The sequence below is a fragment of the Sphingomonas paludis genome, assembly GCF_053502515.1.
In genome coordinates, this window is record NZ_CP187558.1 from 36,128 (window position 1) to 57,563 (window position 21,436).

At 67.0% G+C, this 21,436-nt stretch carries 26 protein-coding genes; 8 read left to right on the plus strand and 18 right to left on the minus strand.

Going from position 1 to position 21,436, the window contains the following annotated elements; all coding sequences use genetic code 11:
- The first annotated feature begins 92 nt into the window (after window positions 1–92).
- The 5 genes from ACPVPU_RS00165 (at window position 93) to ACPVPU_RS00185 (ending at window position 5,151) form a co-directional block, all read left to right on the plus strand.
- Window positions 93–854, plus strand: a complete 762-nt coding sequence (locus tag ACPVPU_RS00165; RefSeq protein WP_448658884.1) for a sulfite exporter TauE/SafE family protein — start codon at window positions 93–95, stop codon at window positions 852–854.
- 177 nt (window positions 855–1,031) lie between these two features.
- Window positions 1,032–1,592: an alkyl hydroperoxide reductase subunit C gene (ahpC, locus tag ACPVPU_RS00170; protein WP_448658885.1), complete on the plus strand. Its 561-nt coding sequence runs from the start codon at window positions 1,032–1,034 to the stop codon at window positions 1,590–1,592.
- Between the two features lie 116 nt (window positions 1,593–1,708).
- Window positions 1,709–3,289, plus strand: a complete 1,581-nt coding sequence (gene ahpF, locus ACPVPU_RS00175) for an alkyl hydroperoxide reductase subunit F (RefSeq protein ID WP_448658886.1) — start codon at window positions 1,709–1,711, stop codon at window positions 3,287–3,289.
- A gap of 91 nt (window positions 3,290–3,380) precedes the next feature.
- On the plus strand, window positions 3,381–4,286 hold the full coding sequence (locus ACPVPU_RS00180; protein ID WP_448658887.1) for a hydrogen peroxide-inducible genes activator: 906 nt from the start codon (window positions 3,381–3,383) through the stop codon (window positions 4,284–4,286).
- 136 nt (window positions 4,287–4,422) lie between these two features.
- The gene (locus ACPVPU_RS00185; RefSeq protein ID WP_448658888.1) at window positions 4,423–5,151 is read left to right on the plus strand and encodes a fasciclin domain-containing protein; all 729 of its coding nucleotides are present in this window, start codon (window positions 4,423–4,425) and stop codon (window positions 5,149–5,151) included.
- 54 nt (window positions 5,152–5,205) lie between these two features.
- Here the strand turns inward: ACPVPU_RS00185 and ACPVPU_RS00190 are convergent, their stop codons facing one another.
- Genes ACPVPU_RS00190 through pgsA form a run of 3 tightly spaced genes read right to left on the minus strand, consistent with a single transcriptional unit; the run spans window position 5,206 to window position 6,470 of the window.
- Entirely contained in the window at window positions 5,206–5,655 is a 450-nt protein-coding gene (locus tag ACPVPU_RS00190; protein ID WP_448658889.1) for a molybdenum cofactor biosynthesis protein MoaE, read from the minus strand.
- Window positions 5,652–5,912, minus strand: coding sequence for a molybdopterin converting factor subunit 1 (gene moaD, locus ACPVPU_RS00195; protein WP_448660555.1), 261 nt, complete (start codon window positions 5,910–5,912; stop codon window positions 5,652–5,654). The genes ACPVPU_RS00190 and moaD overlap by 4 nt, the downstream gene beginning before the upstream one ends.
- 3 nt (window positions 5,913–5,915) lie before the next feature.
- Complete coding sequence (gene pgsA, locus ACPVPU_RS00200) at window positions 5,916–6,470, minus strand: CDP-diacylglycerol--glycerol-3-phosphate 3-phosphatidyltransferase (RefSeq protein WP_448658890.1); 555 nt, start codon at window positions 6,468–6,470, stop codon at window positions 5,916–5,918.
- Between the two features lie 156 nt (window positions 6,471–6,626).
- Between pgsA and ACPVPU_RS00205 the strand changes: the two genes are divergently transcribed.
- A complete protein-coding gene (locus ACPVPU_RS00205) occupies window positions 6,627–7,958 on the plus strand; it encodes an MFS transporter (protein WP_448658892.1) in 1,332 nt (443 codons plus the stop codon).
- On the opposite strand, the gene ACPVPU_RS00210 is transcribed toward ACPVPU_RS00205, so the two are convergent.
- From ACPVPU_RS00210 to ACPVPU_RS00240, 7 genes are all read right to left on the minus strand, one after another.
- Window positions 7,953–8,111, minus strand: coding sequence for a hypothetical protein (locus ACPVPU_RS00210; protein WP_448658893.1), 159 nt, complete (start codon window positions 8,109–8,111; stop codon window positions 7,953–7,955). The two genes, ACPVPU_RS00205 and ACPVPU_RS00210, sit on opposite strands and share 6 nt — an antisense overlap.
- A gap of 408 nt (window positions 8,112–8,519) precedes the next feature.
- A complete protein-coding gene (locus ACPVPU_RS00215; protein WP_448658894.1) occupies window positions 8,520–9,653 on the minus strand; it encodes an OmpA family protein in 1,134 nt (377 codons plus the stop codon).
- Between the two features lie 105 nt (window positions 9,654–9,758).
- Window positions 9,759–10,265 carry a DUF2793 domain-containing protein gene (locus ACPVPU_RS00220; RefSeq protein ID WP_448658895.1) on the minus strand — a complete coding sequence of 169 codons (507 nt, stop codon included), beginning with the start codon at window positions 10,263–10,265 and terminating at the stop codon, window positions 9,759–9,761.
- Between the two features lie 24 nt (window positions 10,266–10,289).
- Window positions 10,290–12,449: a GTA baseplate fiber-binding domain-containing protein gene (locus tag ACPVPU_RS00225; RefSeq protein WP_448658896.1), complete on the minus strand. Its 2,160-nt coding sequence runs from the start codon at window positions 12,447–12,449 to the stop codon at window positions 10,290–10,292.
- Entirely contained in the window at window positions 12,437–12,838 is a 402-nt protein-coding gene (locus ACPVPU_RS00230) for a peptidoglycan endopeptidase (RefSeq protein WP_448658897.1), read from the minus strand. Before ACPVPU_RS00230 ends, ACPVPU_RS00225 begins: the two co-directional genes overlap by 13 nt.
- A gap of 1 nt (window position 12,839) precedes the next feature.
- Complete coding sequence (locus ACPVPU_RS00235; protein WP_448658898.1) at window positions 12,840–13,649, minus strand: DUF2163 domain-containing protein; 810 nt, start codon at window positions 13,647–13,649, stop codon at window positions 12,840–12,842.
- A 3-nt stretch (window positions 13,650–13,652) separates the two neighbouring features.
- Window positions 13,653–15,956, minus strand: a complete 2,304-nt coding sequence (locus ACPVPU_RS00240) for a DUF2460 domain-containing protein (RefSeq protein WP_448658899.1) — start codon at window positions 15,954–15,956, stop codon at window positions 13,653–13,655.
- A gap of 452 nt (window positions 15,957–16,408) precedes the next feature.
- Here ACPVPU_RS00240 and ACPVPU_RS00245 point away from each other — a divergent pair, with 452 nt between their 5' ends.
- A complete protein-coding gene (locus tag ACPVPU_RS00245; RefSeq protein ID WP_448658900.1) occupies window positions 16,409–16,720 on the plus strand; it encodes a hypothetical protein in 312 nt (103 codons plus the stop codon).
- A 178-nt stretch (window positions 16,721–16,898) separates the two neighbouring features.
- Entirely contained in the window at window positions 16,899–17,294 is a 396-nt protein-coding gene (locus tag ACPVPU_RS00250) for a hypothetical protein (protein ID WP_448658901.1), read from the plus strand.
- A 31-nt stretch (window positions 17,295–17,325) separates the two neighbouring features.
- On the opposite strand, the gene ACPVPU_RS00255 is transcribed toward ACPVPU_RS00250, so the two are convergent.
- From ACPVPU_RS00255 to ACPVPU_RS00290, 8 genes are all read right to left on the minus strand, one after another.
- A complete protein-coding gene (locus tag ACPVPU_RS00255; protein WP_448658902.1) occupies window positions 17,326–17,889 on the minus strand; it encodes a tail tape measure protein in 564 nt (187 codons plus the stop codon).
- On the minus strand, window positions 17,882–18,040 hold the full coding sequence (locus tag ACPVPU_RS00260) for a phage tail assembly chaperone (protein WP_448658903.1): 159 nt from the start codon (window positions 18,038–18,040) through the stop codon (window positions 17,882–17,884). Before ACPVPU_RS00260 ends, ACPVPU_RS00255 begins: the two co-directional genes overlap by 8 nt.
- Before the next feature lie 116 nt (window positions 18,041–18,156).
- On the minus strand, window positions 18,157–18,516 hold the full coding sequence (locus tag ACPVPU_RS00265; protein ID WP_448660557.1) for a gene transfer agent family protein: 360 nt from the start codon (window positions 18,514–18,516) through the stop codon (window positions 18,157–18,159).
- 74 nt (window positions 18,517–18,590) lie between these two features.
- A complete protein-coding gene (locus ACPVPU_RS00270) occupies window positions 18,591–18,998 on the minus strand; it encodes a phage major tail protein, TP901-1 family (protein ID WP_448658904.1) in 408 nt (135 codons plus the stop codon).
- Between the two features lie 80 nt (window positions 18,999–19,078).
- Window positions 19,079–19,462 (minus strand): DUF3168 domain-containing protein, encoded by a 384-nt coding sequence (locus tag ACPVPU_RS00275; RefSeq protein ID WP_448658906.1) that lies wholly within the window; start codon window positions 19,460–19,462, stop codon window positions 19,079–19,081.
- Window positions 19,459–19,656 carry a hypothetical protein gene (locus tag ACPVPU_RS00280; RefSeq protein WP_448658907.1) on the minus strand — a complete coding sequence of 66 codons (198 nt, stop codon included), beginning with the start codon at window positions 19,654–19,656 and terminating at the stop codon, window positions 19,459–19,461. The genes ACPVPU_RS00275 and ACPVPU_RS00280 overlap by 4 nt, the downstream gene beginning before the upstream one ends.
- A complete protein-coding gene (locus ACPVPU_RS00285; RefSeq protein WP_448658909.1) occupies window positions 19,653–20,192 on the minus strand; it encodes a head-tail connector protein in 540 nt (179 codons plus the stop codon). The genes ACPVPU_RS00280 and ACPVPU_RS00285 overlap by 4 nt, the downstream gene beginning before the upstream one ends.
- A 97-nt stretch (window positions 20,193–20,289) precedes the next feature.
- Entirely contained in the window at window positions 20,290–21,333 is a 1,044-nt protein-coding gene (locus tag ACPVPU_RS00290) for a phage major capsid protein (protein ID WP_448658910.1), read from the minus strand.
- Between the last annotated feature and the right edge of the window lie 103 nt (window positions 21,334–21,436).

Below are 21,436 nucleotides of genomic sequence, written 5' to 3' on the forward strand. Positions count from 1 at the left end.
TGCCTTAACCCATCAAACCCGATCAATCTTGTCGAATATCAAAAAGCCGTCATGGTGCGCGCACGAATCGGTGGCGGGCGACAGGGATTGGCGTGGAACTTTTCGGTTTCGATCTGACGGGCATCTTACCGTTCATCGCCATCGGCTTCGCAGCCCAGATCATTGATGGCGCGCTCGGCATGGCCTTCGGCGTCATTTCCTCGACGTTGATGGTCAGCGTGATGGGGGTGCCGCCTGCCCGCGCATCGGCGGGCGTGCATCTGGTCGAGATGTTCACGACGGCGGCGTCGGGGATCAGCCATGTCCTTCACCGCAACATCGACTGGCGGCTATTCTCCCGGCTGGTAATCCCGGGCGTCATCGGCGGCGTGATCGGTGCGTATCTGCTGTCGATCAGCGGGGATAGCGCCCGGCCGTTCGTCATGGCCTATCTGACCGTGATCGGCATCTACCTGATCTTTCGCGCATTCGGCATCCCCCCAAAGCCCAAGCAGCCGCGAATGATTGCCCCGCTGGGCCTGATCGGCGGCTTTCTGGATGCGGCGGGCGGCGGCGGCTGGGGACCGGTGGTCACCTCCAACCTGTTGATCCAGGGCAGCGATCCGCGCACCACCATCGGCACGGTGAACAGCGCCGAGTTTTTCCTGACCACCGCCATCTCGATCACATTCATCAGCCAGATCGGGTTCGAAGCCTTTACCCAGGCGACGATCGGCCTATTGCTCGGCGGCGTGATCGCGGCACCGGTCGGTGCGTTGCTCGTCAAGCGGATCAATGCCCGGATCTTGCTGGGTCTGGTCGGGGTCGTGTTGACGGCGACCAGCGCATTCAGCGTCTATCGCGCGCTGACCTGATCCACCCTGCACCAGCGTATCGCCCCGGATGGCGATGCCTGCCCGATCACCGGTTCAATCAATCACAATCGGACAATTGATCGACCAGGGCGATTACTGGAAGCGAGAGTTCCGTTTTGCTTTGCAGCGCAGCATACCTATATCCCGCACTGCAACACCAATTCAGGAGGAATCATCATGGCCCTTATCGGTAGCCAGCTTAAGCCGTTCGCCGCAACCGCGTTCAAGGAAGGCAAGTTCATCGACGTCACCGACGCCGACGTCCGTGGCAAGTGGGCAGTGTTCTTCTTCTATCCGGCCGACTTCACCTTCGTGTGCCCGACCGAACTGGAAGATCTGGCCGACGTGTATCCGACCCTGCAGAAGATGGGCGTCGAAGTCTATTCGGTCTCGACCGATACGCATTTCAGCCACAAGGCATGGCATGAAACCTCGCCGGCGATCAGCAAGATCACCTATTACATGCTGGGCGACCAGAACCACGTGCTGGCCAAGAACTTCGACGTTCTGCGCGACAGCGGCCTGGCCGATCGCGGCACCTTTGTTGTCGATCCCGAAGGCGTGATCCAGCTGGTCGAAATCACCAGCGAAGGCGTGGGCCGCAATGCCCAGGAACTGCTGCGCAAGATCAAGGCCGCCCAGTATGTTGCGGCGCATCCCGGCGAAGTCTGCCCGGCGAAGTGGGAAGAGGGTGAAAAGACCCTGGCTCCGTCGCTGGATCTGGTCGGCAAAATCTAAGCGTCAACCGAACAGCGCCCGCCCCTCCCCTCCCGGCGGGCGTAACGCGGCCCGGAGCGATACCCCCCTCCCATCGCTCCGGGCCGTTCGTTTTTCAAAGATACAGGAGTGTTTCCATGCTCGACGCGCATCTGAAACAGCAGCTTGAAGGCTATCTGGTCCACATCCGCGAGCCGATCGAACTCGTCGCCAGCCTGGGCGACGACGCGAAGTCGCGTGAGATGGAGACGCTGCTGAACGACATCGCCGGCCTGTCCGGCAAGATCGCCGTGGTCCGCAAGGACGACGACAAGCGTAAGCCCAGCTTCATGATCCGCCGGGCCGGCACCGATATCGGCGTGCGCTTTGCGGGCCTGCCGATGGGTCACGAATTCACCAGCCTGGTCCTTGCCCTGCTGCAGGTCGGCGGCCACCCGTCAAAGGCGGCTCAGGAAGTGATCGAGGCGGTAAAGGGCCTCGAGGGCGAACTGCACTTCGAAACCTATTTCTCGCTGTCCTGCCAGAACTGCCCGGACGTGGTGCAGGCGCTGAACCTGATGGCGGTCCTCAACCCGAATGTCAGCCACGTCGCCATTGACGGCGCGCTGTTCAAGGAAGAGGTCGACGCGCGCCAGGTGCTGGCGGTTCCCATGGTGTTCCTGAACGGCCAGCCTTTCGGCTCGGGCCGGATGGAACTGGAACAGATCGTCGCCAAGCTGGACAAGGGGGCCGAGGCAAAGGCAGCGGAGAAGCTGAATGCCAAGGATCCGTTCGACGTGCTGATCGTCGGTGGCGGCCCTGCCGGTGCGGCTGCGGCCATCTATACCGCGCGCAAGGGCCTGCGCGTCGGCGTGGCGGCGGAGCGGTTCGGCGGCCAGGTGCTCGATACCATGGGCATCGAAAACTTCATTTCGGTTCCCTATACCGAGGGGCCGAAGCTGGCGGCGCAGATGGAAGCGCAGGTCCGGGAAAACGAAGTCGACGTGATGAACCTCCAGCTGGCGGAACAATTGATCCCCGCCACGCACGAAGGTGGCCTGCATCAGGTGGTGCTGGCGAATGGCGGTCGCCTGTCCGCGCGCACCATCATCCTGTCCACCGGTGCCCGCTGGCGCCAGATGGGCGTGCCGGGTGAAGATGAGTTCCGGAACAAGGGCGTGGCCTATTGCCCGCATTGCGACGGTCCGCTGTTCAAGGGCAAGCGCGTGGCCGTGATCGGCGGCGGCAATTCGGGTGTCGAGGCGGCCATCGATCTCGCCGGGATCGTGGCGCACGTGACCCTGATCGAATATGCCAGCGAACTGCGCGCCGATGCCGTGCTTCAGCGAAAGCTGGCCAGCCTGCCGAACGTCAAGATCATCACCTCTGCCATGACGACGCGTGTCAACGGGACGGACAAGGTCACCGGCCTCAGCTACAAGGACCGCAATTCGGGCGACGAGCACGATATCGAACTGGAAGGAATCTTCGTCCAGATCGGCTTGGTTCCGAACACCGAATGGCTGAAGGATACGGTGGCGTTGACGCCGCGCGGCGAGATCGAGATCGACGCGCATGGCGCGACCAGCCAGCCGGGCATCTTCGCGGCCGGGGACTGCACGACGGTTCCGTACAAGCAGATCGTCGTTGCGGTCGGTGCCGGGTCGACTGCCGGTCTTGCTGCTTTCGACCATCTGATCCGCCTGCCAGCGGAAACGCCGGCAGCACAGGCGGCCTGATAAGGACAAAGCCCTTTCCGCTTCGGCGGGAAGGGCTTTAATCATTGGCGGGCTGACTTATATTCCAGCCATTCATCGTCTGGAGCGATTAATGGCGGCCACCTACCTCCCCACGCTCAAACAACTGCAATATCTGGTCGCCCTGCGCGACACCGGCCATTTCGGCCGTGCCGCCGAAACCTGCTACGTCACCCAATCGACCCTGTCCGCCGGCATCCGCGAGCTTGAGACGCTGATCGGCGTCGTGCTGGTCGAGCGGACCCGCCGCGTCGTCCGCTTTACCCCGCTTGGCGAATCGATCGTGGCAAAGGCCCGCCTGGTGCTGCGCGAAGCGGACGAACTGGCGGATATGGCAAGGGCTGCGGGTCAGCCGCTGTCGGGCGAAATGCGGATGAGTGTCATCCCGACGATCGCGCCGTTCATGCTGCCCCGCATCCTTCCGCGGCTGCGTGCCGACTATCCCGATCTTAAGCTGTATCTGCGCGAGGAACCCAGCGCTGCCGCGTGCGAGGGATTGAACCATGGTCGCACGGACTGCGTGCTGCTGGCGCTGCCCTATGCCTGCGGCGATGTGGAGATTGCGCCCCTCTTCGACGATCGGCTGTTCGTCGCCTATCCGGGCGACGACCATGCGCCGCCACCCGGTCCGGTCGTATCCGACGACATCGACGAAACCCGCCTGCTGCTGCTCGAGGACGGTCATTGCCTGAAGGATCATGCGCTGGCCGCCTGCAGCCATCCGGAACTGCGGGGGCAGGCCACGATGCTGGGCACGTCGCTCCACACCATCGTCCAGATGGTCGATAACGGGCTGGGCGTCACGATGCTGCCGGAAATGGCGATCGATGCTGGCATCCTGGCCCATACCCGCATTGTCTCGCGGCCTTTGCTCGCGGAGAAGGCGGTTCGCCGCATCGCCCTTGTCTGGCGAAAGGCCAGCCCGCGCGAACGCGATTTTCGCCTGCTCGCCAACATGCTTGCCGCCGCGCACGACTGAGCGATGGATCGGCACGGGCGGTCGCTGCTCCGCCTACTGTCGTTGCCGCACTGCAACCATTGACGCGGTGATGCGTAATTCTACGTGGTGCCGTTCCGGCACCCAGAATTTCGAACAAACCATTCGGAGAGTTCAGATGTTGAAACTTGCTTTTGCCGCCAAGCTGGCCGCCGCCAGCACCCTGGCCCTTTCGACCGCAGCGCTGAACGCGCAGGAAATGCAGCCGACCGCCCCCTCCGCCCAGACGGAAATGCCGGCAACGCAGACTGACCCTGCCACGGATCAGTCGACGACCACTGCGGCTCCCGCCGCGCCTCAGGCAACTGCCTCGACGACCACCATCGTCGATGCGGCCACCAGCACGCCCGAACTGAGCACGCTGGCATCCGCCGTGCAGGCGGCTGGACTCGTTGAAACGCTGAAGGGTCCGGGTCCGTTCACCGTGTTCGCCCCGACCAACAACGCCTTTGGCCGACTGGCCCCCGGCACGGTCGACACCCTGCTGAAGCCCGAGAACAAGGCGCTGCTGACGGACCTGCTGACCTATCACGTCATTGCGGGCGAGTTTGATGCGGCCAAGCTGGTCGAACAGCTGAAGGCGAACAACAACACCGCCCAGCTGACGACCGTCGAAGGACAGCCGATCACCGCAACGCTCGAAAACAATGCCGTGATCCTGACCGATGCGAACGGCAACAAGAGCTATGTGACGCAGTATGACGTCAAGCAGGCCAATGGTGTCGTTCACGTCGTCAACGGCGTGCTGATCCCGAAGCAGGATGCCCAGGCGGCGGAAGCCGCGTCGTCGGCCGATGCTCCGGCTGAAACGGCAGCCACGACCGATACCATGTCGGCGACTCAGTAAGTCCCGACCGATCGGTGAAAACAGCGGCCGGCGTCCATGCGACGTCGGCCGCTTCTATATCGAACGCCAGCGGTCAGCAGCGTCCCTGTCACCATCACGCGGCGCGACCCATCGTGCCATCCCGCCTGCAACCTCCTGTTTCCAGAACGGCGCATCGGTCTTCAATCGGTCGATCAGAAAGGCGCACGCCTGCAACGCATCATGGCGATGGGTGGATGCCGCCGCGACCCAGACCACGCGGTCGCCCGGCCGCATCGTGCCGACCCGGTGAATGATCACCACGCCGGCCAGGCTCCACCGATCCCCCACTTCCATTGCCAGATCCTGCAGACTGGCCTCGGTCATGCCCGGATAATGTTCCAGCGTCAGCGCGGTGACGCCGTCATCGGCGCGGACCAGCCCGGTAAAGCTCGCCACCGCACCGATTCCCTCCAGATCGCCAATGTCGCTGACCGCACGGGCCAGATCGATCGGTTCGGCCTGCACGCGAATCTCGACTTTCATCCGCCCGTCACCGGTGGAAAGAACGCGACTTCCCGGGCGGTGCCGAGCGGCGCGTCGATGGGCGTGAATGCCTGGTCGATCGCGGCTCGGATTCGGCTGCGGTCGGCAAAGGCGGTGGCATGGCCCGGGCTCACCGTGGTCAGATGATCGATCAACGCATCGATGCTGGTCACGCCCTCGGGCACCGCCAACCGCTCCTCGCCCCGCCCGACGGCTTCACGCACCCATGCGAAATACAGGATATGCAGGCTGCGCACCAATCAGCTGTCCATGTGCGTCAGCCCGACGCGCAGATAATCCCAACCGGTCACCACGGTCAGCGCGGCGGCCAGCCAGAACGCGCTCAGCGCCACCGGGGCGATCCACCAGATCGACGGCAACCCCAGGATCAGGATCAGCGCGCCCAGCGAAATCAGCTGCAGGGCGGTTTTCCATTTGGCCAGCTTGGAAACCGGCACCGATATCTGCAGCCCCCCCAGAAACTCACGCAACCCCGATACCGTGATTTCGCGCACCAGGATGATCAGTGCCGGCACGATGTGGATGCCGGTCACCACCCCCTTTGCACACAACAGCAACAGCACCGCCGCCACCATGATCTTGTCTGCGATGGGGTCCAGAAAAATGCCCAGCTTCGACACCGTGCCCTGCGCCCGGGCCAGATACCCGTCCAGGTAATCCGTCGCCCCGATGATGCAGTACAGCGCGAACCCGGCCAGATAGCCAGCCTGCCACCCCGGCCACCACAACAGCCCGACCAACAGGGGAACCCCCAGGATGCGCGATAGCGTCAACAGATTGGGCAGGTTCAGCATGACCGCCACTCCCTATGCGCTGGGGCGTTCACTGGCAATCGGACGGATGGGCCTTGCCTTGAATCGGCGGTCGCTGCTGCGGGGATTGAAGCAGGGCCGAAGCCTGGGCTATGCCGCTGGCACTTTCGTTCACCCCCTAATGGGTCGCGTTTCATTATGACCAATGCCCTTGGCCTGCTTCGCCAGCGCCGCTTTCTGCCGTTGTTCATCACGCAGTTTCTGGGGGCGTTCAACGACAATCTGTTCAAGACCGCGATGGTGCTGTTCGCCACCTATCAGATCTTCAACAATCCCGATGTCGAATTCAAATTCAACGCGCTGGCAACCGCCTTCGGCATCCTGCCCTTCTTTCTCCTGTCCGCCCTGGCCGGGCAATTGGCCGACACGATGGACAAGGCGCGGATCATCCGGGTGGTCAAGACGGCGGAAATCGGTCTGATGCTGTTCGGCGGAGGCGGCATGCTGCTGGCCAATGCCGGCTATCATTCGCCCGGGATTGTCATGATGCTGGCCGCGGTCCTCGGGCTTGGGGTGCACTCCACCTTTTTCGGGCCGATCAAATATGCGATCCTGCCCCAGCATCTCGACGATGATGAAGTGCTCGGCGGCACCGGGCTGGTGGAGGCCGCGACCTATCTGTCCATCCTGATGGGCACGGTGACGGCGGGGTTCGTCGCCCGGGACATCGAACTGGCAGCGGCCCTGGTCCTGATCGTGGCCGTCATCGGCTGGTTTACCGGACGCATGGTGCCCCCAGCGCCCCGCGTCGGCCCCCGGCTGAAGCTCAATTACAATCCGATCACCGCATCCTGGCGGCTGATCACCGCCACCATGCATATCCCCCGGCTGTTCCTCGCAATTTGTGCGATCAGCTTTTTCTGGACGATCGGGTCGGTGCTGATCATCACCTTCACGCCGCTCGTCAAGAACGTGCTGACCAGCGATGAACAGGTTGCCAGCCTGACCATCGCGGTCTTTTCGGTCGGCGTCGCCATCGGCTCGGTAATCATCAACGGCTTGCTGAAGGGGCATGTTTCGGCGCGATACTCACCCGTGTCGGTCATCGCGATGGCCGCGATCATCGTTCTGTTTTCGGTCGAGGTGCGGATGTGGGTGCCAGCCCCGGCTGGAACGCTCTACACCGTCGGCCAATTCGCCAGTCAGGGTCAGGGCCTGTTGGTCATGGCCACGTTGCTGGCGGTCGCCGTGTTCGGCGGGATGTTCGTCGTCCCGCTCTATGCCTTTCTGACGACGACCGTGACCAAGGATCAGACGGCACGCACGGTGGCGGCCAATAATGTCGTCAATGCCGGTGCGATGACGGCAGGCGCGCTGTTCGTCATCGCCCTGACGGCGCTGGGCATCTCATCGGAGGACATGCTGCTCGTCGTGGCCGGCATGTGCCTGATATCCGCCTGGATCGCGCATCGTCTGCACAGGGCATGTCTGGCGGAGGACGCAGCGGCCAGTGACAGCGCCGCGCTATAGCAGCAGCGTGTAGAAGCATACGAAAAAGGCGAGGAAGCTCAGAAAGAACAACCGGATGTCACTATCGTCCGGCTTGGGCAGCTTTGGGCGCGGCAGGTTGAGCGCCTGGCGGAAAAGATTGGGGCTCGCCCGTTCGATCTGATCGATGTCCATCGGAGCAGTTAACGCTCCGTTGACCATTCGGACCAGCCGCATTTGTGGTTAAGCCTGTCCGGCTGCGGGACGGCAATCGGCGAACGGCACAGCACCTCTGGTGGGGGCAGCACCAGACAGCCACCGGGGCGACCGCGATTGCACGCACTGCTCTGGCTTTGAAATCTGGACGACGATCCGCCCACAATCCTGCGATCCGGCCCACCGGTCGACCGGTTGGCGCGCTTGCAGCGCAGTCGGGCCGGTCGATCGGCTCATCCGACGTCCCACCGTTCAGCGGGTCATCCGCCCCGCCAGCCTGCCAGACGGGATACGCCGCTGCCCAGCAGCTACTTCCCCGGTTCGCGCCCAAAAGAAAAGGGGGCCGGTTTCCCGACCCCCAATTCATTTCGTCCGTTATCCGGTCGATCAGTTGCCCGAACCCGGGCCATAGCTGATTTCGACGCGGCGGTTCTGCAGTTCGCGGACGCCGTCGGCGGTATCGACGCGCGGACGGCTTTCACCGAACGCTTCGGTCGAGATGACGCCTTCACCGATGCCACGGCCCGACAGGTAGGCCTTGACCGAGTCAGCGCGACGCTGCGACAGGCCGACATTGTACTGAGCCGAACCCGAACGGTCAGCGTGACCAGCCAGCATCACCTGTGCGTTGCCGCACGACTGATAGTTGGTGATCGCGTTGTCCAGAATGCTCGCTGCTTCCGGCGTGATGTCCGACTTATCCCAGTCGAAGAACACGATGTACGGCCCCGGGGTGCACTGCACCGGAGGCGGCGGCGGCGGCGGAGGCGGGGGCGGAGGAGGCGGCGGCGGCGGCGGCGGAGGCGGCGGCGGCGGCGGCGGAGGCGTCGGCGCACCGAAGTTGAACGTCACGCCACCCAGCAGCGAGTGCGAGCGGAACCGGCCTTCAAACGTACGGCCCTGGATGTCAGAGAACGACACGTTGTCCGCGTTGAAGAAACGATACTTCAGCGACACATCGACGGTTTCCGACAGCGGAGCGCGGATGCCGGCCAGAGCCTGCCATGCGAACACCGTGTCCGAGTTGTCGAGGAACGCACCACGGTTGTTGATGCGATAGTCGTGCGCCTTGACGCGAGCGACACCGGCACCACCGCCGACAAAGCCCTGCAGACCATCGTCCGGACCGAAGTCCAGCAGCGCATTGGCCATGAAGCTCAGCGCCGAGGTACGGCCGCCGATTTCATAGGCACCGGCCGGCGCATTGCCGACGACGCCGTTGGTGTTGAACACCGCAGTGGTGGTCGAGCTGACATAATCGTCAACGGCCGCACTGCGATAGCCGACTTCGGCTTCCAGGCGGACCGGGCCGAAATCGTAACCGACGACCGCGTCGGCGTCATAGCCGTACTCGCTGTCGACGGTGCCGGTGGCGCCGTTCACGGTGGCGATGGAATAGTCGATATCCTCGACGATCATCACGCCGCCATCCAGGCCCACATACCACGCCTTGTCGCGTGCTAGGGCCGGGGTGGCAAGCGCGGTCGAGGCAAGCGCCAGTGTAATGGCCAGCTTCCGCATCATAATCCCCTTTCATGGTTGTCCTACGGACAGCGCAAACTCCCTACTCAAAGGTAGGTTTCCGCGCAAGCGAACAAATGTGCCGACTGTTGCACAAACGACACATCAATCGAGGGGCTCGATCAGGCCATGTGCCTGCATTGCCGACAGAACCTGGCTGACTGCCGTGCGTGCCTCGCTATCGACCGTGAAGCCGCCGGTCGGCGCGTCGATGGCGGCCTGTCGCTCGCCCGTCACGCGGCGACCGGCGGCATCGGCAACGAATCCCCGCCACTCCCCGATTCGCCACACGGTTCCGTCGAACCGTGCCATCTGATCAGCAGCCCGGTACCACAGGGTCATCCCCTCCTGCGGCTCGACGAACCGCCATCCGCCGATGGTCCAGCAGGCGACTTCCGTTTCCCGTCCGGCCCATGCGTCCGTTGCCGGTGCGGCCACGATCCACGCATCCCCCGGCTCCGGCATATCCGGTGGCACGGATGCACTGTCCGCTACCGCACCGCACAACAACAGGTCGATTCGGGCCAGCGCCTCGTTGTGCGCCATCTCCTTTTGCGCCTGGCCCGGATGGATCATCGGCAGGGCCCAGCGCGGGGTTGCATCATCGGTCATGGGTGTCCTCGCTCGCTATTCGGTTCAGGAAATGGTCCGCACCAGCGGCTTCGACGCGGCATAGTCGCCGATCTGCACTATGGCGATGCGCCACGGCCTGGGACGGCCTGCCGGATCGATCGACAGCGCCGGGGCCATCGTTTCATCGACGCTGGTCAGCCCGGCCCCGTCGGTCACCTCGACCCGGTATCGCTCGACCGCCTCGCCCAGCGGCGCATCGATCGCATCGACCCAGGCCCAGCCGGTGCGGCTGCGGCGCGTCCAGCGGACAATCGGCATCGCTTCGGGGTCTGACTGGATCGTCATCCGCACCGGCGATGGCGGCCTGACGGATCGCGCGTCGATGGGCACGCTGACCGTGACGGGTTCCACATCGCCGATCCCCTGTGCCGCCACGGTCTGGCTGCCGCCGACCGCCGCCATCGTCAGATCGGCGGATACCAGCGCATCCCGATCAATCAGGCAAAAACCTTCGCCGGGCGCATGATCCATCGCCCATTCGGTGCCCCGCCGCCCCCGCCAAAGCCCAGACAGGCGCCATCGTCCGGAACCCAGCGGCTCTGCCTGCATGAACTGGATCAACTCATCGCCGATCATGGCCAGATTGGCACCCGCATCGATGGCAGCGTGATCCGCATCCTGCAGCATGTCGTCCGGTGCGGTCAGCGTGACGATCGGGCGATGGACCTGATCGATCATCAGCGCGCTTGCCGGGCCGGGGGGCAGTTCGACCACGCCGATCACCGCCGCTTGCGCGGTGCGGCCGATCGGCTGCCATGTCGTGCCCGCCGCCGCCTTCAGCAGCACCGCCTGTCGCCAGCCCGGTTCGGGCCCGCTGGCCGCGATCGCCAGCCGGGGCGTGGCCGGAGGCGCAACCGGATCGATGCCCAGTTCGAATGCGATCAAGCGCGTCGGGCCATGCTGCCCGTCCCGCTCGACAACCGGTCGGCCGGGGTCCGCCGCCGCCAGCGCCGGACGGGCGGTGCTGGCGATCCGCACCAACTGGGCTGAACGCTCCTGTCGCTCGATCACGACCGTATCGATGCGCCACATCCCCGGCTCGCCCGCAATGCGCACCCGCTGGCCGGGCGTCATTGCCAGGATGGAGGCGTCCAGTCCGATCCTGCGCCGCTCTCGGGCGGCATCGGCCTGGATCAGCGTGCGCTCCGCCATCGCCCGTGCCTCGTCGGCCGAAATGGCGGCAACCACCGGCACCACGCGCTCGGCCATCCCGCCACCGGGCCGGACCGCACGCTGCACGCCGATCTGATAGTCGCGGGCGGGATCGTAATGCATGATGCCGATCACGCCGGGTCCGTCGTTCGATGGCGCGAACGTCCGCTGCATCGCCCGATTGGCGGCACCCGCCGGCCGCCACCCGCGGTCCGCCACCGTCACCGGGTCGCCGTCCGTCCGCTCGGCCAGCACCAGCCTGTCGCCTTCGGCCGTCCACCAGCCCCCGGAGATCGCGGCAACCTGCTGGGCGGCTTCCCTGATGCTTGCGCCCTCGATGGCGATCCCGTGCAACGCGGTGCCCGGCGCTTCGGCGTCCAGTTGGCGGGACAGTTCGGTCAGCACCTCCCGCCCGCCGACCGGCCCGCCATCGGCAATCACCTCGACGGTCAGCGACGGGATGCGATTGCCGAACTCGTTCAGGTCCAGCTCCTCGAACACCAGATAGGCATGGCCGCGCCATGCGGGCGCTTCGGCAATGCCGATGGCGGATGCGATCAGCGGATCGACCGCCTGGTCCGGGTCGCCGGTGTGCAGCCGGAACCCCGTGCGGACCTTCCAGTCCCCGGCCTGCCCCCGGATCAGCCGCCCATCGGCCCAAACCCGGCCAATGCCTTGGATGCGCCGCGCGGACACCAGCACGGCAAAGGATGCGCTGTATTGATACTGGGTCACGCTCGGCCCGCCCTTGCCGCCACCGGTGGTGCTGCGCCGCTCGATCAGGTCGGTGGCCCAGATGACGGTGCCTGCCACGCGCATCCGTCCGAACAGGCGGGGGATGGGCGTGCCATAGCTCGATGTCTGGACCTTCAGGTCGGACAGTCGCGGCCCTTCCCGGCGGGGGCCGCCGATCACGCTCCGGTCGGCCATCTGGCCCAGCACGGCCCCGATCGCCCCGCCGATCGGCCCGCCGACCGCCGTGCCCAATGCGGTCAGTATCAGCGTCGCCATGCGCCATCCCCTTCCTTGACGTGCCACCTTGCCAGCACCGGCCATGGCAGCGGGCCGGGCCGCTCGACGACACGGCCAAGCCCCGCATCGGCATGGACGATGCCCCCGGCTTCGGTGGCGATCCCCAGATGCAGCTGTGTCGCCGCCGTCCGCATCAGCATGATCTCACCCGGCGCTCCGGTGCCGGGAACCAGCCCCGCATGGCCGGCCCATTGCCCCGCGCGCTCGGCATCGCTCATCCGCAGGCCGTAACCGCGCGGCACCGCCTCCACGCGGTCCAGCGCCAGCGCGACCAGCCCGACACAGTCCAGTCCATGCCGGCAATCGCGCCCATGCAACCGGAACCGCACGCCGATCAGCGCGCGGGCACGTTCCAGCACGATCTCCACCTCAATTCCCCGGATACCGGGTCAACAGGTCCATTCCCGGCAAATGCGGTTCCCCCTGGAAATTGACGGCATTGCCGAACCGCGCGGAACAGGTTGCCAGCCGCCGGTCGCAGCCCTCGGTCAATTCGACCAGCGCGCCGACATCGGCATTCGGCGGCGCGCTCCACAACTGGACGCTGTCCCCGTCGCTTGCCGCCACGGGCCGCTCCAATCCGCTGTTCGGCCCGGTAATCCAGCGCAGGCGGCCCTGCCCGAAACGGCCCGCCTCGCCGAGCGGACGATCCATCCATATGCGATCGTCCATGACCGAGGCGGTGCGGGCCAGCATCCGCCGCCCCGCCATCGGCACCCGGCACCGCGCATCGCCCAGGGTGGCGCGGCATCCCGCACTGGTCGTCTCGACCACCGGGCCGCCCAGCATGGCACCGCGCCCGGTCAGTTCTGCGGTGAATCCCGTGTCGCTCATCTCCACGGCACCAATGCTGCCCTCGCCCTGCGGCCACGACGCGCCACCGGGATCGGTCCAGTCCACCACGAACAGGGTGACGCGCGCCCCGTCCCATCGCCCGGCCAGCAAGGCCTCTGCCTCGATCGCGCCGTGGCTCAATCCGCCGGCCACGCTCATGCCGTCCCCGTCCAGTGCCGCCGTCCGTTCGACCGCGCCCGGCACCATCCCCGGCGCCGCGCGATAGGTCAGTCCGCCAATGTCCAGGTCGCGGTCATGCCCTGTCAGGCCGATGGCCACCCCGTCGCGCCGCTCGATCCGCCAGCACCAGGCCAGCGTGGTGAGTTCCCCCTCCAGCCCCGCCATTACTCAATCCTCGCGCAGTTCAATGAGCGGCACGCTCGGCGCCACGCCTGCCCGGAACGTTGCCCGGCTGACGCTCAACCGGTCCTCGGCAAAGCGGACGGCCACGTCGAACGCAAATCCTGCCGTCACCGCAGCGCCCTCCGGCGGCGGCACGTCCAGCACCACCCATCCGCCCGGCTCGACCGAGAATGTCGCCGTCTCGACACCGCCCACCCCCACGCGCACGCTTCCCGCCACCGGCCGGGTGATCCGCCGCGCCACCTCGCCATAATGCTTGATCAGCGCAAACCGCATCCGCTCGCCATCGCCGGTGCCCAGCAGCTCGTCCGTCGGCCCCGGCCCCTCGCCCGCCCCCGTCCGCCAGTCGAACGGATCGCTCAGGCGAAAGCCCCGCGCCGGGCCCATCCGCGCGCGATAGAATGCGAGCAGTTCGGCAATATCCGCCTCACTGCGCACCCCCGGCCCGACGTCGTACCGGGTCCGCGCCGATGCCCAGTTGGCGCCGCGCTGCTCGTGCCCGCCGCTGCTTTCCAGAATGTCGGTCGAATGTTCCGGGCTCACCTCCACCTCGCGCCCCAGCGCCAGCGGAAAGCGCACATCGTCGAACGGCGTCATCGCGTCCTCCCCCTCATCGAAATGAATGAACCCGTCGCGCATCACCTGCGGCAGCGCCCAGACGAACGTCTCCACCACGCCCCGCGCCCGTGCGACCTCTGCCGCTGCGTCGATCGCAGCCCATTGCCCGGCATCCTCCGGGCGCAGCACGAACCCGCTGAAATAATGCTGGCGCTCCACCGGATAGTTCAGCCGCGCCTCCGCCGCCGCCACGCCCCGCGCGGTCAGCGGCGTGTTGCCCATCGCTGCCCAGTCATAATCTTCGAGCTGCAGCACATCGAACGCCGGGCTCGCCCAGCCGATGGGCATATTCGCACGCTTCAGCTCCGGCGCCAGCGGGTCGAGCACCTGCGGCAGATAGGCGAGCAGCAACAGCTCGGCATCCGCAGCTACCGCCCGCACCGCCGCCCCCAGCGCCGCCGTGCTCTCCGCCAGCATCGCGCCCGCCTGATCCAGCAACGCCACCTGCGCCGCATTCAGCGGCCCACGCACCGTCGATATTTCCGGCGGATCGCCCCCGAACGCCGCCCGCGCGGCATCGTCGTACAGGCAGGGCCGCCCGTCGCCCGGAAATACCCACCACCACGGCTCGCCCACCTGGAACCGCACCGGCATCCCGGCCTCGACCGCAATACCAACGAATGCCCGCGCCACCGCGTGCAGATAGCTCATCGCCCCGGCATGGGCAGGCGACAGCAACGTCGACGGCGGCACCCATCCGGTCAGCGCCGGGCTGCCGTCGAACGTCCGCTGCTTCCAGTCGCCCCAGCAATAGGCATCGAACAATTCGTAACTCAGCGACCAGATCACACTGTATCCCAGCGCCATGGCCCGCGCCGCGAAATCCCGGTGCCACGCCGCGCAAGGGCTATTGATCGCGCCGCCCGCCAGGCTCGCGTAAAACCCCCCGCTCGCCGCCTCGAGCCGGGGATAATGGCTCATCCCGACATAATGGACGATCGACCCGCGATAGCCCAGGTGCAGCGCATTGCGCAGCAGCCGCTCCGGCGTCAGGTTATAGCTGTCGTCATAGCCGGAACAGATGGACAGGCCATGTTCCGGCACCATCGCCTCGCCGATGGCCAGCACCGCGCCCGATCCCTCGCAGCGCATATCCGACAGTTCCGCCCAGCCCTCGACCGCCCCCGGCAGATCGCCGCCCGCCTCGTCATAACCCGGCGGCACCAGCGAGACGAACATCCGGTCGACATCGCCCGCAAACACCGGGTCCGCCTCGTCAGGCAACAGGAACCCGCCCTCCAGCGCGGCAAAGTCCAGCGTCACCCGCGCATCCTCCGGCGCGCCCTCGGCATAGTTCCACAGCCGCACATACCAGGCGCGCGGCGCTCCACCTTCATCCCGCCCCTCGATAGTCAGCACCGGGCCGTTGACCGCATCCAGCGGGATCAGCCCGCCCGACCGCCAGCGAAACGACAACACGCACCGCCGGAAATCCCGCGCCGTCTCGTATGTCAGCAGCGGATGATCGAACCGGTCCTCCACCTCCCAGATCAGCCCGGCCAGATCATTGCGACGATAGAACACGCAGTCCACGCGCATCGCATCCCAGGCCGTCGTCGTCACCGCCGCCATCATCGGCCGCGGAAAATTGACCGTCCAATAGGCAGGATCGAACCGCGTCAACACGCCCTCCTGCTGCACGCTCCGCCCGCGCATCAACCAATGCCCCATGATGATGTCCTTACAGAAAAGCCCCTCCCCTTCAGGGGCATCGGGTGAACCGCGTGCCGCGCGGTTCAGGTCAGTCCGGGGGACTGACCGATCCGGTGCCGGGTTGGGGCGGAGAAGCGGGCGAACCCACCCTCCGTCCCGACAGAACGGACCCAACCGCCGCCAACAAAATCACCGTCGCCCCGGCCTTGAGCCCAGGCTCGGCTTCTTCCCTTGAACCAAGGCAGCCTTCTGGCCGAGCCGACGCTGATCAAGAACACACGGTGTTCCCGCGAAAGCGGGAACCCAGAGCCCCAAGCGACACCCTCGCAACCCTGCGCTCCCGCTTCCGCAGGAGCACGCTTAATGGGGACTGCCCCCCTGACCCATTCGCTTCGAGCGAAGTCGAGATCCGCAGCGACCCAGGCAACACCCGGCTTGCCCAATCCATGCGGTCGCCGCATGCATGACTGATGCGCTTGCCAGCCCGCACCACCCTGCTCGTTTCCATGATCCTGTCAGGATGCGTAGCCAGCCCCTCCGGCTCCCCGTTTATGGTCATCGTGCGTGGCCCAGCCGACGCTTGCGCCCTCGAAGTCGATGGTCGCAAGATCGCGGACAGCCACGCCCTCCTTGCCGTTGCGCGCGAGCAGCACAGGCGGGGCAGAACAGCCATCGTTAAGGGCGATGAGCAACTGCCCTATCGCTGCGTCGGCGGCGCAATCTACACCTTGCAAAGTGCCGGCTATCGCGACGTCCGATTCGAGACTGGCCCGGCTCAATAATTCGCCCCCTCCCGCGCCGCCCGCACCGCCCAAGCCACCTGCCGCCCCGCCAGCTCCCGCGCCCGCGGCCCGTCCGCGCCAGCCCCCGCATTCCCTGTGTTAGCCACCCGCGCCTTGCGCATATGGCGCCGCCCGCTATCGTCAGCCCACATCTCGCGCACAAGGAACTGCCAAGTCTATGGACGACGCCCCGCCCAGCTTGCGACGCGCCGCCCTGCCGGATCCAATGGACGATCCGGTCGCGCGCGTGGGCATGGCGCAGCCGGAACTCGCTTATGATTATTTCAAGAGCATGGTGTCGGTCAGCGTTGCGACGCTCGGCGGTATCCTAACGCTGGGTGAAACCGTGTTCGGGGCGCGGATTGACCCATTGCAGATGGGCCTTGCGGCGCTGCCCGTAGCCATCTCCGGCCTGCTCGCGCTTCAGGCCAAGACGGACATCATGCAATTGTGTCAGGGCGTGAAGCCTCCGCTCAACAGCGCACGGATCGCGCTCAGACTGGTCCCGGCACTCTACGGCGTGGGCATGGGCGCCTTTCTGCTGTTCCTCGCGCTGTCCTATGCGGGCACCTGAGCGGTTGGCGTACCGATAGGGGGCGCATCGGTCACCCCTCCAGCGCCGCCCGGACCGCCCGCGCCACCTGCCGGCTGGACCGCTCCAGCGCCCGTGGCCCGTCCATGCCCGCGCCCGCATTCACCGTGATCGCCACCCGCACCTCGCGTGGCCCGGCGCTGCCCTGCGGCATCACCGTCCCGCTGGCCGTCGGCACGAACAACTCCGGCCCGCGCTCGCCCACCCAATAGGGCCGCGCCGGACTGACCGGACCGCCGGTCGCCCGCCCCGGCGCGCCGGCGATCAGCCCGATCAGGGCCCCGCCCAGTCCGCCGCCGCGACGCCCGCCACCGCCGAACAACGCCTCCAGCCCGCTGCCCAGCGCTGCATCTGCGATTTCGCCCAGCACCGCCAATGCGCTCCGCCGCAGATCCTCGAACCCGAACTTGCCCGTTCGGATCGCACGCGACAGGCTCGTCTCGATCGCCCGCCCCGCCCGATCGACGCCGGCCGCCAGCGGCCCGTCCAGGCTCCCGCGCATCGTCGCCACGTCCGCCGCGAACGCCCGCGTATCGGCGCGCACGCTCACCACCAGCCGCTCGATCTCCTCATCCATCGGGATGCTCCTTCATTAACCGGGCCAGCGTATCGAGGTCCACGCTCGCCTCCGCCTCCGGCCCGCGAACTGCCTCGACCAAAGCCGCCACCTCATCCGGCGTCGCTCGCCAGAACGCATCCGGCGACCATCCGAACAGCGCCCCCATCATCCCCGCCAGCCGCCGCGCAGCCCCGGCAAATTCCTCCCGTGCAAGGGGAGGTGGCAGCCCCGGCGCAGGCCGGGGTTGACGGAGGGGTGTGCCCGACCGCAGATCGGATTTTCCCATCACCGACCCGCCAGGATCTGCCGGATCAGCGTCTTCAGCACCGGCGTCGCCGCCGCCATCCCGCCCGCGACCACCGCCTCGCCAAAGCTGTCCCGCGTCATCCCCTCCGGCCGCTCGGCCAGGCAATGCCAGAACAGCGCGACCATCTCAGCAATCGCCAGCCGCCCCTCCGCCGCCCGCTCGACCAGCGCGAACAGCGGCCCCAGCTCCTGCTCCGCCGCCACCAGCGCCGCAAAGCTCGGTCGCACCACCAGGCTCACGCCCGCGACGCGCAGGCTCGCCTCCCCCCTTACAGGATTGGCAACCCTACTCCCCCCCCCTTCAGGGGCGTCGGGTGAACCGCGCCCCGCGCGGTTCAGGTCAGTCTGGGAGACTGACCGACCCGATGCCGGGGCGGGGGTGGGGTGGTGGGGCGGACGTCCTTCTCCGCCCATCACGCGCTCACCACCGCACCGGAGGACTCCAGGCTCACCGTATAACTCCGCTCGCCATTATGGTCCCCGGCATAATCCAGCCGCGTGATCAGGAACCTGCCCGTCATCGTCTCGCCACTCTCGAAACTCAGCCGGTAATCGTCGATCGTGCCCGCCAGCGCATTGCCGCGCAGCCGCGCCTCCGCCGCCGAACCCGTAAACACGCCCGCGCCCGACACGCTCACCATCCGCGTGCCCGCCCCCGAAAGCAATTCGCGCCAGCCGCCCGAATCTTTGCTGGTGATCGCCACCTGCTCGCCCGCGATGCTCAGCTGCGTCGTGCGCAGCCCCGCCACGGTCGTGAACGCCACCGGTTCGCCGCCATCGCCCACCTTCAGCAAAAACGCGCTACCCCGCTCCGCCGCCATAATTTGTCTCCCATCAGAATATGTCTTGCTCCTGCGAAAGCAGGAGCCCAGAGCCCCAAGCCAACCGCTCGCGGACTTCGCTATTCCACCCGCACCATCCGCACCCGAAACTCGGCAAGCCCGATCCAGCGCCCCTCGCCGCCGCGCGCCACCCGGCTCCGCACCAGGCTCAGCGCCACCAGCCGCCAGCCCTCCGCCAGCCCCGTCGGCAGCGCCAGCACCGCCGCCTCCACCTGCGCCAGCATCGTCTCCGCCTCGTCCGGTCGCTCGCCCTGCGCATGGACCTGTACCGCGATCCGCCCCTCGCGCCCCTCGCAGCCGCGCGCCGACCAGTCGGCCAGCACGGGGCTCTCGACGATCAAGTGCGGGAGCAGCGCCCGCCCCGGCGGCCCGTCCAGCACCGCCACGCCCAGCGGCCTCAGCGCCTTCGCCACCGCGCCTTTCAGCACCGCCGCCGCGCTCATCGCCCCGCCTCCCGCACGTCCGCCTCGGTCAGCCAGCGGCGCAGCAGCCCGCGCCCGCGCGCCACCACCGCATCGCCCTCGACCGAGGCACGCACGCCGGGCACCGCCTCCAGCCCCGCTGCGATCCGCTCCCGCCGCGCCCGCACCCGATCCTCGACCAGCGCCCGCCCCCGCGCCTCCAGCCGCGCCATCATCGCCCGGCCCCCAGCGTCAGCGCGCGATAGGGCCGCCACAGCGCGGCGACGGCAGCGGGCGGCTGAACCTCGGTCCCGCGGTGATCGTGCAAATGCCCGATCATCAGCACCACACCCTGCGCAATCGGAGCAGGGATCGCGGCCCAGTCGGCCGCCGCGCCCGCCGCATAGGTCACGCGCACCCGCCCCGCGCCGCCCGGCTGCATCACCCGCACCCAACCCTGCCCCGCCGCGTCGATATCCACGGCATAGGCATCCACCGGCAGCGCAAAGGCCGCACCCTCGGCGGGCAGCCCCTCGACGCCGGTAATCGCCGTCACCCCGGCCAACGGCAGTCGTTGCCAGGCATGGCTCGCCGCCAGCACCGCCGTCCCGGTCCGCGCCACCCATGCCGTGCCGGTAAACTGCTCCGCCAGCGTCAGCGCGGTCGCCGCCAGCCCCTCGACCAGCGCCGCCTCGCCACTGCCCATCCGCCAGTATTCGCGCGCCGCCGCGCCCGCCGCCGCCATCACCGGCGCGGGAAATCCCCCGTCCATGCGCATCCTCCTTCTTAGGGACTCCCCTCCCCTTCAGGGGAGGGGCTGGGGGTGGGGTGGAGGCACAGGACAAGCCTGGCCGTCACCCCACCCATCCTCACGCCGCGCTGAACCGCATCAGCTTGATGGCTTCCGAATTGCTCACCATCCCGCCGACGCGCTTGGTGGCATAGAAGTGCACGAACGGCTTGTTGGTGAACGGATCGCGCAGCACCTGCGTCTCCGCCCGTTCCGCGATCAGATAGCCCGCACGGAAATTGCCGAATGCGATCGACAGGCTGTTGGCGGCGATATCCGGCATCGCCTCCGCCTCCACCACCGGATAGCCGAGCAGCGTCGCCGGCTGCCCCGCCGCAATGCCCGGCGACCAGATCAGCTCGCCGTCCCCGGACTTCAGCTTGCGGATCACCGCCAAAGTCGCCGAATTCATCACCCACACCGCCCCCTGGCGATACGGCGCGCGAAGCGCATGGATCAGGTCGATCAGCCGTTCGTCCGGTGCCGCGTCGAATGCCCCCGCCGCGCCTGCCGGCACCACCTGCAGCGTCCCGAACGGCCGCGTCGCATCGCCCGCCGTGCTGACCGGTTGGGTCAGGAACCCCTTGGGCTTGTTCACCCCGTTGCCGGTGACGAACGCCGTCCCCTCGGCCACGGCGAACTCGGCGGCGATCTCCTGCGCCAGCCACGTCTCCACGTCGAACGCGGCATCGTCCAGCATCGCCTGGCTCGCCGCCGGATTGGCGAACAGGTCGCCCGACGGCGGCACGATCTCGTTGAACACCGGGGTCGCCGTCTCGGCCCGCGGGCCCGTCTCGCTGGCCCATCCGCTGGCAAAGCCCCCGCTCGCCACCAGCTTGCGGTATCCGCTCGTCCCCACCTGCACCACATTGGCGATGGCGCGAATGGGCGACAGCGACTTCAGCGTCGCATCCACCTGTTCGTCGATTTCGCGCGGCACGGCAAAGCCGCCCTCGGCCCCGCCTGTCCCGCTCATCGCCTTCACCTCGGCGGTGCTGCCGCTCCTCAGGAACGCGCCGAACCCGGCATCCCGCACCGCGCCCCCGCCAGCCAGCATCGGCCGCCCGGTCACCACCCCGCTTGCCTCGACCGCGTCCAAGCTCGCCACCATCGCATCGCTCATCTTCGTCTCCTGCTGTCAAAAACCCATGAAAAAGGGGCGCCACCGGTCCACCCGACGACGCCCCGCACTCCTGCTGCCTCGATGAATCGTCATTGCGAGCGCA